General features: G+C 68.6%; 18 protein-coding genes. 10 read left to right on the top strand and 8 right to left on the bottom strand.

From position 1 onward, the window contains the following. Nucleotides 1-159: 159 nt before the first annotated feature. Entirely contained in the window at nucleotides 160-951 is a 792-nt protein-coding gene (locus GFH49_RS16065) for a hypothetical protein (RefSeq protein WP_155056565.1), read from the bottom strand. Nucleotides 952-1006: 55 nt separating this feature from the next. Further along, the gene (locus tag GFH49_RS16060) at nucleotides 1007-1753 is read right to left on the bottom strand and encodes a hypothetical protein (protein WP_196218010.1); all 747 of its coding nucleotides are present in this window, start codon (nucleotides 1751-1753) and stop codon (nucleotides 1007-1009) included. 198 nt (nucleotides 1754-1951) lie between these two features. Here GFH49_RS16060 and GFH49_RS16055 point away from each other — a divergent pair, with 198 nt between their 5' ends. The 4 genes from GFH49_RS16055 (at nucleotide 1952) to GFH49_RS16040 (ending at nucleotide 7184) form a co-directional block, all read left to right on the top strand. Further along, complete coding sequence (locus GFH49_RS16055; RefSeq protein WP_155056564.1) at nucleotides 1952-2707, top strand: SDR family NAD(P)-dependent oxidoreductase; 756 nt, start codon at nucleotides 1952-1954, stop codon at nucleotides 2705-2707. Nucleotides 2708-2808: 101 nt separating this feature from the next. Further along, nucleotides 2809-3927, top strand: coding sequence for an LLM class flavin-dependent oxidoreductase (locus tag GFH49_RS16050; RefSeq protein ID WP_155056563.1), 1119 nt, complete (start codon nucleotides 2809-2811; stop codon nucleotides 3925-3927). Between the two features lie 42 nt (nucleotides 3928-3969). Then, a complete protein-coding gene (locus GFH49_RS16045; protein WP_521969809.1) occupies nucleotides 3970-5736 on the top strand; it encodes an N-acyl-D-amino-acid deacylase family protein in 1767 nt (588 codons plus the stop codon). Next, a complete protein-coding gene (locus GFH49_RS16040; protein WP_155056561.1) occupies nucleotides 5733-7184 on the top strand; it encodes an aldehyde dehydrogenase family protein in 1452 nt (483 codons plus the stop codon). Before GFH49_RS16045 ends, GFH49_RS16040 begins: the two co-directional genes overlap by 4 nt. 253 nt (nucleotides 7185-7437) lie before the next feature. On the opposite strand, the gene GFH49_RS16035 is transcribed toward GFH49_RS16040, so the two are convergent. Genes GFH49_RS16035 through GFH49_RS39385 form a run of 3 tightly spaced genes read right to left on the bottom strand, consistent with a single transcriptional unit; the run spans nucleotide 7438 to nucleotide 8436 of the window. Further along, complete coding sequence (locus GFH49_RS16035) at nucleotides 7438-7854, bottom strand: hypothetical protein (RefSeq protein ID WP_155056560.1); 417 nt, start codon at nucleotides 7852-7854, stop codon at nucleotides 7438-7440. Nucleotides 7855-7909: 55 nt separating this feature from the next. Beyond that, nucleotides 7910-8209 carry a type II toxin-antitoxin system PemK/MazF family toxin gene (locus GFH49_RS39390; RefSeq protein ID WP_196218009.1) on the bottom strand — a complete coding sequence of 100 codons (300 nt, stop codon included), beginning with the start codon at nucleotides 8207-8209 and terminating at the stop codon, nucleotides 7910-7912. Then, complete coding sequence (locus tag GFH49_RS39385; RefSeq protein WP_196218008.1) at nucleotides 8206-8436, bottom strand: hypothetical protein; 231 nt, start codon at nucleotides 8434-8436, stop codon at nucleotides 8206-8208. The genes GFH49_RS39390 and GFH49_RS39385 overlap by 4 nt, the downstream gene beginning before the upstream one ends. Before the next feature lie 169 nt (nucleotides 8437-8605). Here GFH49_RS39385 and GFH49_RS16025 point away from each other — a divergent pair, with 169 nt between their 5' ends. Next, the gene (locus tag GFH49_RS16025; protein ID WP_230396318.1) at nucleotides 8606-9355 is read left to right on the top strand and encodes an endonuclease/exonuclease/phosphatase family protein; all 750 of its coding nucleotides are present in this window, start codon (nucleotides 8606-8608) and stop codon (nucleotides 9353-9355) included. Here GFH49_RS16025 and GFH49_RS16020 read toward each other — a convergent pair. Both GFH49_RS16020 and GFH49_RS16015 read right to left on the bottom strand, forming a co-directional pair. Next, entirely contained in the window at nucleotides 9342-9536 is a 195-nt protein-coding gene (locus GFH49_RS16020; protein ID WP_155056557.1) for a DUF397 domain-containing protein, read from the bottom strand. The genes GFH49_RS16025 and GFH49_RS16020 overlap by 14 nt on opposite strands. Nucleotides 9537-9546: 10 nt before the next feature. Next, on the bottom strand, nucleotides 9547-10398 hold the full coding sequence (locus tag GFH49_RS16015) for a helix-turn-helix domain-containing protein (protein ID WP_155056556.1): 852 nt from the start codon (nucleotides 10396-10398) through the stop codon (nucleotides 9547-9549). 200 nt (nucleotides 10399-10598) lie between these two features. Here GFH49_RS16015 and GFH49_RS16010 point away from each other — a divergent pair, with 200 nt between their 5' ends. The 3 genes from GFH49_RS16010 to GFH49_RS16000 are packed head-to-tail and all read left to right on the top strand — an operon-like array spanning nucleotide 10599 to nucleotide 11548. Further along, a complete protein-coding gene (locus GFH49_RS16010; RefSeq protein WP_155056555.1) occupies nucleotides 10599-11039 on the top strand; it encodes an ATP-binding protein in 441 nt (146 codons plus the stop codon). 50 nt (nucleotides 11040-11089) lie between these two features. Next, nucleotides 11090-11356, top strand: coding sequence for a hypothetical protein (locus GFH49_RS16005; RefSeq protein WP_155056554.1), 267 nt, complete (start codon nucleotides 11090-11092; stop codon nucleotides 11354-11356). Between the two features lie 6 nt (nucleotides 11357-11362). After that, nucleotides 11363-11548, top strand: a complete 186-nt coding sequence (locus GFH49_RS16000; protein ID WP_155056553.1) for a hypothetical protein — start codon at nucleotides 11363-11365, stop codon at nucleotides 11546-11548. A gap of 48 nt (nucleotides 11549-11596) precedes the next feature. Here the strand turns inward: GFH49_RS16000 and cyaB are convergent, their stop codons facing one another. Then, nucleotides 11597-12178: a class IV adenylate cyclase gene (gene cyaB, locus GFH49_RS15995; protein WP_155056552.1), complete on the bottom strand. Its 582-nt coding sequence runs from the start codon at nucleotides 12176-12178 to the stop codon at nucleotides 11597-11599. A gap of 432 nt (nucleotides 12179-12610) precedes the next feature. Here cyaB and GFH49_RS15990 point away from each other — a divergent pair, with 432 nt between their 5' ends. After that, nucleotides 12611-13441: a transglutaminase-like domain-containing protein gene (locus GFH49_RS15990; RefSeq protein WP_155056551.1), complete on the top strand. Its 831-nt coding sequence runs from the start codon at nucleotides 12611-12613 to the stop codon at nucleotides 13439-13441. A gap of 220 nt (nucleotides 13442-13661) precedes the next feature. Then, on the top strand, nucleotides 13662-14372 hold the full coding sequence (locus tag GFH49_RS15985) for a hypothetical protein (protein ID WP_230396317.1): 711 nt from the start codon (nucleotides 13662-13664) through the stop codon (nucleotides 14370-14372). Nucleotides 14373-14506 lie beyond the last annotated feature (134 nt).

The following is a 14506-nucleotide window of genomic DNA, read 5'->3' as shown; positions in this document are numbered from 1 at the left end:
CTGGGAAGACGTCCACAAGGTCGAGTCCCCGTGTCTCCACGGGGACTCGACCGGATTGAATCAGCCGGTGGCCGCTTTTACACCGGCCGATTCTCTCCGTAATTTACTTCTCGTCACTCCACGGTGATCTCCGACGTCACTCCACGGTGATCTCCGACGTCACTCCACGGTGATCTCCGACAGCGGGATCTCGACATCGGTCACATTGTCGCCCCCCTCACCGAACCCCGGTTCGGCGCGGATACTGTTCTGGTTGTTGAGAATGCCGTCGGCCTCCGGTGTACCGCATTTCACATTGCGCAGCCAGAGGCGGCCGTCCGGGGTGCCGCTCGGCAGGAGCTGCGGATAGAAGACGTGGACGGTATTCCCTCCCTCACTGGGGGAGAAGAACACCTTCTGGCCGTCCTGCTCCTCCTTGTAGGTGGCCCGCAGGTATCCGCCTACGTCCGACCGCTTGTGGGACCACATGAAGAAGGCGATGTGGTCGGCCTTCACCGTGTCGCTCCGGGTGAAGGAGAAGGACGATGTGGTGTCGTCACGCTGGATGTTGATTTCCAGCGTGAGGAACTTGACGCCGACCTCGAAGACGGAGCTGCCCAGCTTCGTACTGCCGTCGACCTGGGATCCGTTCTCCAGTTGGATGATGCGGGTCGCGGAGGCGGTTCCGCTGAAGGACTTGGTCGCCTCGCTGGTGCTCCCGCAGTTGTCGCTGACGCTGGTGACCCGCTCGTTGGGGCCGAGGCTGTTCCTCTTGACCTGCACGTCGACGAACTCGCAGTTCTCCAGCTTGTCCGAGTCCGCGCTGCAGTCCGCGGACACCTCGTCAGGGGTGGCGGCACCCGCGCTGTACATCAGCGGAACGGCCAGTCCGAGGGCGGCGATCGGCGCGAGGGTGAGGGTGATGCGCTTCTTCTTGCTGCGGTGATTGCCGTTGCGCCCGGTGCGTGCCATGTATGTCTCCTGCAAGGGTTGTCGGGGGAAAGCGTGCGGTGGGGGCGGCCGGCGGTCAGCAGTCCTCCAGTACGACCTTGGTGGTGCCGTCCGCGAGTCCGGGAGCGCCCGCGGCGCCCGGCAGGATGGCCGGCCCCTCGACGACTTCCTCGGCCACATAGTTCTGCTCGGGCCTCGGGTTGGAGGTGGTGCTGCCGGGTACGGCGTCGATATGCACGCGCCATTCGCCGGTCATGCGCTGCATCTTCGGTGTGAATGTCACATGCATGACCTTGCCGACGGGAACTTCCCGCTGTTCCGACTCACTTGCGGTGGCCGACTCGATGTCCATCTCCAGCGTGCCCTCGTGCTCCACCCAGGAGCCGCTCAGGACTCCGAAGAGGCCACCGGTGGCGCCCTGCTGCGTCAAGGTGTACTTGCCCTGGCCCTGGGCCACCGTTCTCGAGAACTCGGTGGTCACCGTCGCCGGGTCGGTGGCGTTCTCCTCGCAGTTCGGGAAGTCGACGGTGACCTTCTCCGTGGGGCCGTCGAAGGTTTCGAAACCCGTCTCGACGTAGTCACAGGTGTCGGAGGCGAAACTGGGACCGGCGACGGGATGGCCGCCGAAGTCGGAGATGGACTGCGGCTTTCCGTTGAGCACTTCGGTCCGGTTGCACATCTCGATGATCTGCTCCGCCGTCGGCTGCTCGTCGGCGGCATTGGCCGAAGGCAGCAGAATGGCTGCGACGGCCGCGCCTGTCACGAGTGAAGCCCCGATCGCGATGTATCGGACCTTCCTGTTCTTGTACCGCCTCTTCGCCATGCTCGGTCCTCTCCCTGGGGGCTGGTCTCTGGTTCGACTGGAGAATCATCGGGTCCCGCACCGCTTACCGACAGAGTCAAATATCCCTACTCGTTGGTCACTTGAAGTTTTGCTTCCGTAATCGCACGACCTGAATCTGACGCTCCGTCAGATAGGCCGTTACGCTGGCCCAACCAACACACCGCGAAGGGGATCCGCATGGGCAAGCTCGACGGACGTGTCATCCTCGTCACCGGCGCCGCTCGTGGTCAGGGCGAGCAGGAGGCCCGCCTGTTCCGGGCGGAAGGGGCCGAGGTCGTGGTCGCCGATGTCCTCGACGGCCAGGGCGAGGCCCTCGCCAAGGAGATCGGCGCGTGCTACGTCCACCTCGACGTGGGGGAGGAGGCCGACTGGCGCTCCGCCGTCACCGCGGCCAAGGCGGAGTACGGCCGGATCGACGGACTCGTCAACAACGCCGGCATCCTGCGCTTCAACTCCCTCGTCGACACCCCCCTCGACGAGTTCATGAACGTGGTGCGCGTCAACCAGGTCGGCGTCTTCCTGGGCATCAAGGCCGTGGCCCCCGAGATCGGGGCGGCCGGCGGCGGGACCATCGTCAACACCGCCTCGTACACGGGCCTGACCGGCATGGCGTACGTCGGCGCGTACAGCGCGACCAAGCACGCGATCGTCGGCCTCACGCGTGTGGCCGCGCTGGAGCTGGCCCCGAAGGGGATCCGCGTCAACGCCGTGTGCCCGGGTGCCGTCGACACCCCCATGAGCAATCCGGGCGCCGAGGCCGAGGCGGGGGCCGTCGACGCGCTGTACCGCAGGCTCGTCCCGCTGGGCCGGATCGGCAGGCCGGACGAGGTGGCCCGGCTGGCCCTCTTCCTGACGTCGGAGGACTCCTCGTACATCACCGGGCAGCCGTTCGTGATCGACGGTGGCTGGCTCGCGGGCGTCTCCGCCATCTGACTGGCCGTCAGCTATTGACGGTGTCTGCGCCCGGTGCCACAGTCGGCGGCAGATCAAGAATCTGACGGAGCGTCAGGAACGACTGGGGACGGTGAACCTCCTTGGAATTCGGGCTCTTTGTACAGGGATATGTGGGCAAGCGAGCCGAGACCGACCCGCTGGCCGAGCACAAGGCGCTGATGGAGGAGACCGAGTACGTCATCCAGGCCGACAGGTCCGGGTTCAAGTACGCCTGGGCCTCCGAGCACCACTTCCTGGAGGAGTACTCGCACCTCTCCGCCAACGACGTGTTTCTGGGGTATCTGGCCCACGCGACCGAGCGGATCCACCTCGGCTCCGGGATCTTCAACCCCCTGGCCCAGGTCAACCACCCGGTCAAGGTCGCCGAGAAGGTCGCCATGCTCGACCATCTCTCCGGCAACCGCTTCGAGTTCGGCAGCGGGCGGGGCGCCGGGTCGCACGAGATCCTCGGGTTCCTCCCCGGCATCACCGACATGAACCACACCAAGGAGATCTGGGAAGAGACCATCGCCGAGTTCCCGAAGATGTGGCTCCAGGAGGAGTACGCCGGGTTCCAGGGCAAACACTGGTCGCTGCCGCCGCGGAAGATCCTGCCGAAGCCGTACGGGAAGTCCCACCCCGCGATGTGGTACGCGGCGGGCTCGCCGCCGTCGTACGCCATGGCTGCCCGCAAGGGGCTCGGTGTGCTCGGGTTCAGCGTGCAGAAGGTCTCCGACATGGAGTGGGTCCTTGAGCAGTACAAGACGGCCGTCGTGGACGCGGAGCCCGTCGGGGACTTCGTGAACGACAACGTGATGGTGACGACGACGGCGATCTGCGCGCCCACGCACGCCGAGGCGATCCAGACCGCCGTCAACGGCGGGCTGCACTATCTGCCCTCGCTGGTCTTCCGGTACCACGACACGTTTCCGCGGCCGGAGGGGTTCCCGGTCTGGCCCGAGACGCTTCCCGAGTACACCGCGGAGTTCGTGGAGGTGCTCATCGAGGAGGAGTTGCTGATCTGCGGCGATCCGGACGAGGTGCTGACCCAGTGCAAGCGGTGGGAGCAGGCGGGGGCGGATCAGCTGTCGTTCGGGTTGCCGGTGGGGGTGCCGAAGGAGGAGACGCTGCGGACGATTCGGCTGATCGGGGAGCACGTGATTCCGAAGATCGATACGGATCCTGTTCATCGGACGTCCCGGTTCCGGGCTGCCGCGTAGTCGCCGTCGCGGGGTGCGGGTCGTCTGTGGTGCCCCTCAAGTATCTCCACTCGCCGGGAGTTCAAGGAGGCAAGGCTCATGCTCGATCACGTCATCAAAGGCGCGACCGTCGTCGATGGGACGGGGGCGCCGGGGTACACGGCGGACGTGGGCATACGAGACGGTCGTATCGCCGTCATCGGTACTGCTACCGAGGATGCCCGGACCGTCGAAGACGCTTCCGGACTCGTCCTCTGCCCCGGCTTCGTCGACCCCCATACCCACTACGACGCCCAGCTCTTCTGGGACCCGTACGCGACGCCGTCCCTGAACCACGGGGTGACCACCGTCGCGGCCGGGAACTGCGGGTTCACGCTCGCGCCCCTCAACCCCTCCCGCCCCGAGGACGCCGACTACACCCGCCGCATGATGTCCAAGGTCGAGGGCATGTCGCTGGTGGCGCTGGAGGAAGGAGCGCCGTGGAGCTGGAGTGGCTTCGGTGAGTATCTGGACGCCCTCGATGGGCGTATCGCCGTCAACGCGGGCTTTATGGTGGGGCATTGTGCGCTGCGCCGGTACGTGATGGGACCGGATGCCGTGGGCGGGCAGCCTTCCGAGGAGCAACTGGCCGCCATGCTGCGGCTGTTCCATGAGGCGATGGACGCGGGTGCGTGGGGTTTCTCGTCCACGCAGTCCTCCACTCACTCCGACGGGGACGGGCAGCCCGTCGCCTCCCGGCATGCGACCCCCGCCGAGCTGCTGGCGCTCTCCCAGGCGGTCGGGGAGCACGAGGGCACGCAGATCGAGGCGATCGTGGCCGGCTGCCTGGATCAGTTCAGCGACGCGGAGATAGACCTCTTCGTGGAGATGAGCGCGGCGGCGGGGCGGCCGTTGAACTGGAACGTGCTGACGATCGACTCCGCCGTCCCGGAGCGGGTGCCGAGGCAGCTGGTCGCGAGTGAGCGTGCCCGGAAGGCGGGCGGCAGGGTCGTCGCGCTGACCATGCCGATCCTCACGCCGATGAACATGTCCCTCGGCACGTTCTGCGCCCTGAACCTCATCCCCGGGTGGGGGCCGGTTCTGGGGCTGCCGGTGCCGGAGCGGATCGCGCGGCTCAGGGACGCCGGGGTGCGGGCGGAGATGCTTCAGCGGGCGGGCAGCAAGGAGGCGGGTGTCTTCCGGCGGCTGACGAACTTCGGGCGGTACGTCATCGGCGACACGTACAGCGAGGCGAACCGCGGGCTGAGCGGGCGGGTCGTGGCGGACATCGCGGCGGAACGCGGCCAGGACCCCTTCCACTGCATGGTGGAGATCTGTGCGGCCGACGACATGCGTACGGTGCTGTGGCCGATGCCGACCGACAACGACCCGGCGTCCTGGGCGATGCGGGCGGAGGCCTGGCGGCACGAGGACGTGCTGCTCGGCGGGTCGGACGCGGGGGCGCATCTGGACCGGATGTGCGGGGCGCCGTACACGACCCGGTTCCTCGGGGACTGTCTGCGCGGCCGGAAGCTGGCCGGGCTGGAGCAGGCGGTGAAGATGCTGACCGACGACCCGGCGCGGCTCTTCGGGCTGCGGGAGCGGGGCCGGGTGGCGGAGGGCTTCCATGCGGACCTCGTCCTCTTCGACCCGGAACGGATCGACGCCGGCAAGGCCACCCTGGTGCACGACCTGCCGGGTGACAGTCCGCGGCTGGACTCCAGGGCGATCGGGGTGCGGGCCGTGTGGGTCAACGGGGTCGAGGCGATCCGGGACGACGTGGTGACGGGGGCGGTGCCGGGGAAGGTGCTGCGGTCCGGGCGGGACACGGCGACGGTGAGCACCAAGTGACCGACGGGCAGCGGCTGTTCATCGACGGCCGGTGGGTCGAGCCGGACGGCGGCCACTACGAGGTGATCGACCCGGCGTCGGAGGAGAACGTCGGGTGGGCGCCGGAGGCCTCGCGGGATCAGGTGCACGCGGCCGCCGCCGCGGCCCGCGAGGCCTTCGGCCCGTGGTCGCGTACGACTCCGGAGGAGCGGGCGGCGGTGCTGGCGCGGGCGGCGGACATCATCCGCGGCCGGCTGGAGCCGTACGCCCGCCTCGCCCAGGCGGAGACGGGGGCGACGACCGGGACGGCGTACGGCATGCAGGTCGGGGTCGGCGCGGCCCGTTTCCGCCGGTACGCGAAGGCCGAACCGACCGAGTGGGCGATCCCGCCGCAGATCAACGAAGCGGGCCCGATGGGGAAGGCGGCGGTGATGGGCGCCCTCGCCGTACGCCAGCCCGTCGGCGTCGTCACCTGCATCACCTCCTACAACAACCCCTGGGCCAACCCGGCCGGAAAGATCGCCCCCGCCCTGGCCATGGGCAACACGGTCGTCGTGAAACCCGCCCCGCAGGACCCGCTGTCGGTGTTCCGGATGGCGGAGGCGCTTCAAGCGGCCGGGGTTCCGGCGGGCGCGGTGAACGTGGTGTGCGGCCGGTCGGTGGAGGTCGGCGAGGCGGCCGTCTCGTCCCCCGACGTCGACATGGTCAGCTTCACCGGCTCCACCGCCGTGGGGCAGCGCATCGCCGAGGTGTGCGGGCGGGACATGAAACGCCGGCTGATGGAGCTGGGCGGGAAGGGCGCGGCGCTCGTCTTCGACGACGCGGACCTCGGCTCGGCCGTGGCCGGCATCGGGACCACCTTCTCCTTCTACAGCGGCCAGATCTGCACGGCACCGACGCGAGTGCTGGCGCAACGCGGCGTGTACGCCCGGCTGGTGGAGCAACTGGCGGGCTATGCGGGCCGGTTGAAGGTCGGGGACCCCCGGGAGCCGGGAACGGTGGTCGGCCCGGTGATCTCGGCGGAGCACCGGGACCGGGTGGAGTCGTACGTCGAGTTGGGCCGCAAGGAGGGCGCCACCCTGGTGGCGGGCGGCGAACGCCCCCCGTACGACCGCGGCTTCTACGTCCCCCCGACCCTCCTCGCGGACTGCACCCCCGCGATGCGCGTGACCCGGGAGGAGATCTTCGGCCCGGTCGTCTGCGTCCTCCCCTTCGACGAGGAGGAAGAGGGAGTCGCCCTCGCCAACGACAGCGACTACGGCCTGATCGACTACGTCTGGTCCGGGGACGTGGCCCGCGCTTTCCGGGTCGCCCGGCAGCTACGGGCCGGCGGAGTGGGTGTGAACACGGTCGGCCGGAACATGGAGGCACCCTTCGGCGGCTTCAAGAAGAGCGGGGTGGGCCGGGACGTCGGCTCGTACGCGCTGCATGCGTACAGCGAGGTGCAGGCGATCGTGTGGCCGGGGTGACGGTGGTCGGGGTGGCGGTGGTCGCTGTGACGGTGGCCGGGGTGGCTGTGGTCGCTGTGACGGCGGCCGGGGTGGCGCTCGCTCGCATCCGCACACGGGCCGGGCGCCGGCTCACGCGGTAGCGCTGGCCGGCACCCGGCGCTTTGAGGGGCTGTTTACGGGTGTCTGTTTGCAGGTTTCCGCGTACGGATGTCCGCGTACGGATGTCTGCTTACGGATATCCGCTTACGGATGTCTGCTCACGGATGTCTGCTTACGGGTGGATTCGAACTGTCCGGGCCGTGTTGCCGCGGACGTCCTTGACCGTGAAGTCGACGCCGTTGATGGTGCAGCGCAGCGGCGCGTTGCCTCCGCAGACCATTTCGGTGCCGTTGCCGTAGGCCTTGATCTCGATGTTGTTCTTGCTGATCTTCGGGAAGGTGACGCGCTTGATCCAGAACCGGTGAGCCTTGAACCCTTCACCCTTCTTGATCGTGACCTTGCAGTCGAGGTCGGCGCACTTCTTCAGGCGCGAGGGATAGGAGATGGCCTGCGTGTCCGCTGCCGCCGCCGAATTGGCCGCGACACCCGACACGGCCAGAGCGAGAGCGACCGAGCCCATGATCATGTTGCGGGAGCGAGCGGCTGCACGCCTGGTCGCTCCCCCCGTCGTCTTCGTGGTGTGTCCCATGCGGCGGTTGTACCGCGCCGCCGGTGGGACGGGTCCCGAGCGTCCGTGCATGGTGTTACAGGTCGAACACGGCGCGGAGCCCGATCTCCACTGCTTCCATGACGCGCTCGTCCACAGGGCCCAGATCCTGGGTGAAGCGGACGTTGGACAGCGTGCGGAACTCGCCGAGCACGATGGTGCCGGTCGAGGGCGAGGTGACGGGGATGTCGACGAGTGTGGCCTCGCGTAGTTGCTGGGGGTAGAGCAGTACGCAGGTGGCGCACTTGTTCTGCTCGTTGAGCGCGTCGGAAGAGATCACCAGGACGTGCGCGGGCCCCCCGGCGAAAGTCACTTCGTAGATGTGCCCGCGCTTCACCGGCCCGCCACCCGGCCCCACCGCTCCAAGGTGTCCTCCTCGCTCTCGTCCGGCTCGCCGACCGTCGTCACGATCCCGGCTTCGGCGCGCAGCCGCGCGGACCGTTCCAGTTCCTCGGCGAGCATCTGCCGTCGCAGTATGCGGGCCGTGTAGGCCGAGGCGTTGCCCTTCGATTTCACGAAGGCGGCCACCTCATCGGGCAGGCTCATCGTCATGTTCACCGTCATGTTGCCATCATACAGTTGGTCATGGCACTGTGTGACATCTCCTCCGTGCGATGCGCGCACGCCCCGCCTCGGCCACGTCACCAGCTGGCGGTCACCGTCCGGTTTCCGGCGCCTCCAGATCCACCCGCACCGTGGGCAATCCCGACCCCACCAGGGAAGGCGGTGGTGGGTGGCGCGCGAGCTGTGCCCCGATGTCGTCGGCTTGCAGGAGGTCTGGGCGGGTGACGACGGGGAGAACCTCGCCGAGTGGCTGGCCGGGGAACTCGGCCTGCACTGGGCCTGGGGACCCTCGCCCGCGCCCGAACGGTGGCAGCGCAGGATCGGGGACCCGAGCGTCGGCATCGGCAACGCCGTACTCAGCCGCTGGCCCGTCGCCGACCAGGCCGTGCTGCCCCTGCCCGCCCCCACCGACGTAGCCGACGGCCGCCTGGCCCTGTACGCCCGCCTGGCCACCCCTTCCTACGACATCCCCTTCTTCACCACCCACCTCACCTCCGCCCTCCACGCCTCGGCCGTGCGCTGCCGTCACGTCGGAGCGCTGGCCGAGTTCGTAGCGGAGTACCGCGGCGGCACCCCCTTCCCGCCCGTCGTCACCGGCGACTTCAACGCCCTCCCGGACTCGGACGAGATCCGCCTCTTCGGCGGCTACCGCACCGCCCCCGCCGTCCCCGGCCAAGTCCTCTACGACACCTGGGAGTACGCCGAACCGAACGCCCCCTCCGCCACCTGGGACACGTCGAACCCCTACGCCGCCGCCGTTCTGGCCCCCAGCGCCCGCATCGACTACATCCACGCCGGCCCTCCCGGCCCCGGCGGACTCGGCCATGTACGCGGCGTACGGCGCGCGGGCGACGGTCCCGTGGACGGCGTATGGCCATCCGGCCATGCGGCGGTCGTGGCGGACCTCAGTGTTGGGTGATGTGCGCGGTTTTCAGCGCGCCGAGCAGGGCGGCGAAGGCGACGGGGCCGGTGGTGAGGACGGCTTGGGCCGGGTCGGTGCTTTCGGTGACGTGGATGGTGGCGGGAGTGGTGGCGGATATGTGGACGCAGGATTCGCCTTGTGCGCAGTAGGACGACTTCTGCCATGCGTAGGCGGTCATGCGGGTCCTCTCACAGTTCGGTGGCCAGATTGCGGATGAAGTCCCGGGTCTTCTCCGGGGGCAGCGCTACGGACTCCATGCGGTTCAGCAGATTCCGGTACGTGTCCAGTTCGGTCTCGGCATCGACCAGCGCGGGGCCGTGCGACTGGTCCAGGGAGACCGTGTCGAGCCGGGGGACAGGACCGTGGATGTAGAGGAACGTCTGGCCGGAACCCGGGTAGGCCCCGATGGCGAAGGGGATCACCTGGATCGTGATGCCGTAGCGCTCGCTTTGGGCCAGCAGGTGCTTCAGCTGGCGCGTGGCGACCGACGTGCCGCCCACAGGTACGCGGAGTGCCGCTTCGTGAATGATGGCCTGGTACGGCACCGGGTTGTCCTGGTCCAGCAGCGCCTGGCGCTGGAGCCGGTGATTCACCCGGAGCTCGATGTCTCGGCGGCTGAACTCGGGTACGGCCTGCTCATAGATCGCCCGGGCGTGGTCGGCGAGCTGGAGCAAGCCCGGAATGTGTGCCGTGTTGGCCGCCTGGAGCCGTACGGCGTGGTGCTCGATCTCCGCCAGGTCGAGCAGTGCGGCCGGGAGCACCTCCCGAAACGTCTCCCACCAACCGCCCTTCCGCTCACCGGCCAGCTCGATGAGACCGTCGAGGTACGCGGCGTCGGAACAGCGGTAGATGCGGGCCAGGGCACGCAGACGGTCCGCGCTCACACCGAATCGGCTGGCCTCGATGTTGCTGAGCTGCGCTTGGCTGACGCCGAGTCGACGTGCCCCCTCGGTGACGGACAGACCCGCTCGTTCACGAAGCCTGCGCAGCTCCGTGCCGAGACGGAGGCGGCGGGCGGTCGTGGCGGTCTTGGGCGCCATGGGTCAACTCTCCTTGGGAAGCCGCGCGTTGGTGTCACTCACACGAGGGAAAAGCTCATGCGATTGCCGTAATGGGAAATGTATTAAATGGCGAGCCGGTAGCTTACTCAATCAGGCGCCGCGCCCGGAAGCGCACCGTGGGACGCCACGGCACAGACACCGGGCATCGTTCAACTCCCCTCAGCGACCGGAGACTTCCGATGGCCACCGTATCCCCGCGCTGGAACTACACCCTGCACCTTCCGCACGATCCACGCGCACCGGGTATCGCGCGAGGCGCTCTCCGACTCATTCTCGCCGCCCACGAGATGCCCGAAGCAACCGCCACGGCAGAACTGCTGGCGACGGAACTGCTCACCAACTCGCACCGCCATACCAGAGGTCCGTACGCCCTCCGAGTCTGTCCGGCGCTCACCGTCGACGGGGTTCGAGTGGCCGTATGGGACACCGACCCACGCGTACCACCCGGGTTCGCCCGCCCGAACCCTCCACCCGCACTGGACACCGAGCACGGCCGTGGACTGCCCCTCGTCCAGGCCTGCGCGGACGCGACAGGCGCCTCGGTGCTCCGCGAGCTGGGCGCGTCGAGGGGCGGCAAGCTGCTGTGGGCCGAGTGCGGAGGCGGGGCGGGGGCGTGGTGAGCAGGGCCATACTGGGGTGTGGAGCCTTGCCCGTTCATCAGGAGCTGATCATGAGCGCACAGCCGGAGCACGGCTGGGGAGCGATGCCCCTGCCGCAGATCCGCACCGTGGACGACCTGCGCAGTGCCCTGAGCCGCTATGGCTTCCCGGGCGACAGGGAACGGTTCGAGGAGGAACTGGCGGCCGCCATAGGAGCCGCCCCGACCAACGACTTCGCGGGGCGCCGCGGCCGTGGTCCGGGCCTACCGGCACAGGGTGCTGATCAGGAACTCGCCCGAGATCATGGCGGCTCTCGAAGACGCGCGCGCCGGAGGTAGCGGTACGTGAACGAAGTCCCGCTGGAGGAGGCCGAACCTGCCAGGAAGGCGTACGCGGGCCGCGGCTGCTCGGGGACCGGGGGGGGGCGGACCGAGTGCATCGGGATCATCTGGGCGGGTGACGACGGGGAGAACCTCGCCGAGTGGCTGGCCGGGAAACGGCACCGCTGGGCAGGCAAGAGCCTGAGCTGACCGGGCTTTTCGGCTCGGCGGGCGGTGAGGCCGTACTGGCTACGGGGGTCACGCAGGTGTGTGGCTGAGGGCGAGGTCGCGGTACGGCAGATCGACGACCGGAAGGTCGGCCACGCCCAGGCGCCTCTCGGTGTCCGCCACGGTCCTCGCCGCCGCAGCTGCGTCCCTGCTGATGACCTCAGTCTCCACAAAGGCACCGACACCGGCCACCATGTCGATGCTTACCGATACTCCCGGATGCGCCGGGTGCCGGTAGGTCGTCCGGTGCTTCTCTACACGGACCAGACGCCGCATCCCGATGTTCTCCAGGAGCTGGTCCGCCCGTTCCGCGTGGTCGGGCACAAGATGCACGTTCGTCTCCGGCTTGGAGATCACGCTGTCGGTGCTGTGGGTGGCCGGAGTGGACGGCGGTTTGTAAGTGATCTCTGAGAAATCGTCGCGCCGTCGCACCCGCAGGCATTCGACGGTCTTCATGAAGTCGACGTCCGGGCGGGTGTAGTAGGTGTCCACCTCCATCACGGACGCGTCGGGCGTCCAGCTGAGACCGGTCAGCAACCGCGCCAGGGCCTCCCCGCCGTCGGCCAGTTCCCGCTTTCGTTCGACTTCGATCTGTCCGTCCACTGCGGTCATTCTCCTGAGTTGATGGCTGCGTACACACGGGCCAGGCTGCTCTTGCCGCACCACTGCTGAAGGCAGTGCATCGCGTCTCCCATCGAATCTCTGCTGCACGCCCGGCTGGCCGACTATGGTGCTGGATCGGCATCAGGGAGGATGCTGACGAGCGCCCGGTGCATGCCGTCAGAAGCGCCAGACTCGACACCTGCGAGCTCACGCGCTGCGTGTCATCCCGAGCCCGAGCAAGGAACCAGGCCTTCTCGCCCGCCTCCTGCACGGCGCGCTCCACGCGCACGCCGACAGAGTCGCCGAGCAGATCGACCGTCGCGGCGACAAGCGGCAGCGCGTCAGGTCCTCGTCGGCGGAAGAGTCGATGCAGCGCAGCCACCAACGATCGTCCGGCTGGGCCGGTCCAGATGTCAGACCGGGTCCCTACGATGCCCGGTTATGACCGACGACGTGCTCAACTACGCGCAGCCCGGGCCCTTCACGACCCTGGATACGACGCAACTCCCACTCATCGATGGACTGCCACGCGACCCCGTGGGCATCTGCACCGCCGTTCAGAGCCTGGTCATCCAGCCTGCGGACGCCATGGCGTTGGGGATTGCCGAGGACCGGATCGCGGAGAAGAACATCCGCCCGGTCAGCGAACTGATCACCGCACTGACCGCCTTGGACCCTGCTCCACTGCACCAGCCCCGCACGCCAGAGACGCGCGTGGTCGGCACCTGCCGTCACTTCGCCACCATCGCCTGCGCGATCCTGCGGGCGCGAGGTGTAGCTTCCCGGGCCCGCTGCGGTTTCGGCACCTACTTCCAGGAGGGGCGCGGCTTCGACCACTGGATCACCGAGTACTGGGACGATGCCCAGCGCCGATGGGTGCGCGTCGACACCGAACACCTCGGCAGGAACCTCGTCGATCACTTAGACGACCTCGCTCCGGGCGAGTTCCTCACCGGCGGCGAGGCGTGGGTCCAATACCGCAACGGCATGATCGATCCGTACACGTTCGGGGTGGTCGGCACCGATCACGCCTGGGGGCCGCATGAGATCAGCGGCAACGTCGTCCGTGACCTCGCCTCGCTCTGCAAGCAGGAGACCCTGAACTGGGACGAGTGGGGCCGCATGACCGCCGCCTATGAGGGCGAGACCGGACCCGATTACGACCGGCTCATCGACGCGGTCGCCGATGCCTGCTCCAAGGACGATCCGCAGGCATTGACCCTCCTCTTCGCCAGCGAGGACCTGGCAGTCCCCCAGCACATCATCGCTTGAGACCGATTGTCCCTCGCCGTCGCAGTCCTGGAGCAGATGGGGCTCATAGGACGGATTCACCGGGAAGAACGGGATGTCCTCGCATCGCGGCTGGTTCCAGCAGGGTCTCCGGGGCGGAGGCGTTCCAACGTGCACTCGGCGGCGGAGAGTTGCTCCCGCCCGCGCGCCAAGCGACCTCGGCTGCACCGACCGCATGACCCGGCTGTGACAAGGACAGCAGATGACGCACCCTACGCATGACGACCGGCCCTCCGCGGCGGCATTCTCGGACGCGAACCCGGCCACGCTCACGCTCCCGCATCCGCTGCTCGGGTACTTCCTCGACGCCGCTGAAGGACGCTTCCCGCCCGTCGACGGGGTCGTCACGGTGCTGCCCGGTCTGCCCGGCGGCCTGGCATGCTCGGTCGCCTTCACCGGCCACGCCGTCGTCGCCACTGCTCTGCCCGCCGCGCAGGTCCGCGCCCACCGGCCTGACGCCTTCGGCGGCTCCCTGTCCCCGGACTTCCTGCGTGCCCTCGCCGGCCCGGCGGGCTGGATCGACGTCATCGACGCCACCCTGGTAAGACGCGGCACCGGCGGCACCGCCCGTCTGCAGCCGCTCGCCGACACCGACGACCACCCCCGAGTGCAGCACGCCCGACGGTTGCGCACCGACGTCCGGGTATTCGGTGACGACCGGGGACTGGTCACCCTCGCGGCGGGACTCGCCGGGCGCACAGAACTGAGCATCGAACTGCATCGCAACGCAGCCGACGGCCGTGGACATGGCAGGTCGCTGCTCACCGACGCGCTCTCGCTGGTGCCCGAGGACGAGCCCGTCTTCGCCGCGGTCTCCCCGGGCAACGCCCGCTCCCTGCGTGCCTTCCTCGCCACCGGGTTCACCCCGATCGGTGCCGAGGTCCTCGTCCGACCTGATCGGACGCGCGCATGACAACACATCCCAGCGCCGCGGCGTCTCCCGCGGCCCGGGCGGGGTGGACAGCATCGGCGGGCCCGCGGCTGCTCGGGGACCGGGGGCGCTTCGGCCCGAGCGCAGTGGGATCATCTGGGCGTCGTCGCCTTCGA

This window comes from Streptomyces blattellae (assembly GCF_009709555.1).
GTDB lineage: Bacteria > Actinomycetota > Actinomycetes > Streptomycetales > Streptomycetaceae > Streptomyces > Streptomyces blattellae.
The sequence above is the reverse complement of the archived record's forward strand: the minus strand, read 5'-3'. Positions and strand labels throughout refer to the sequence as shown.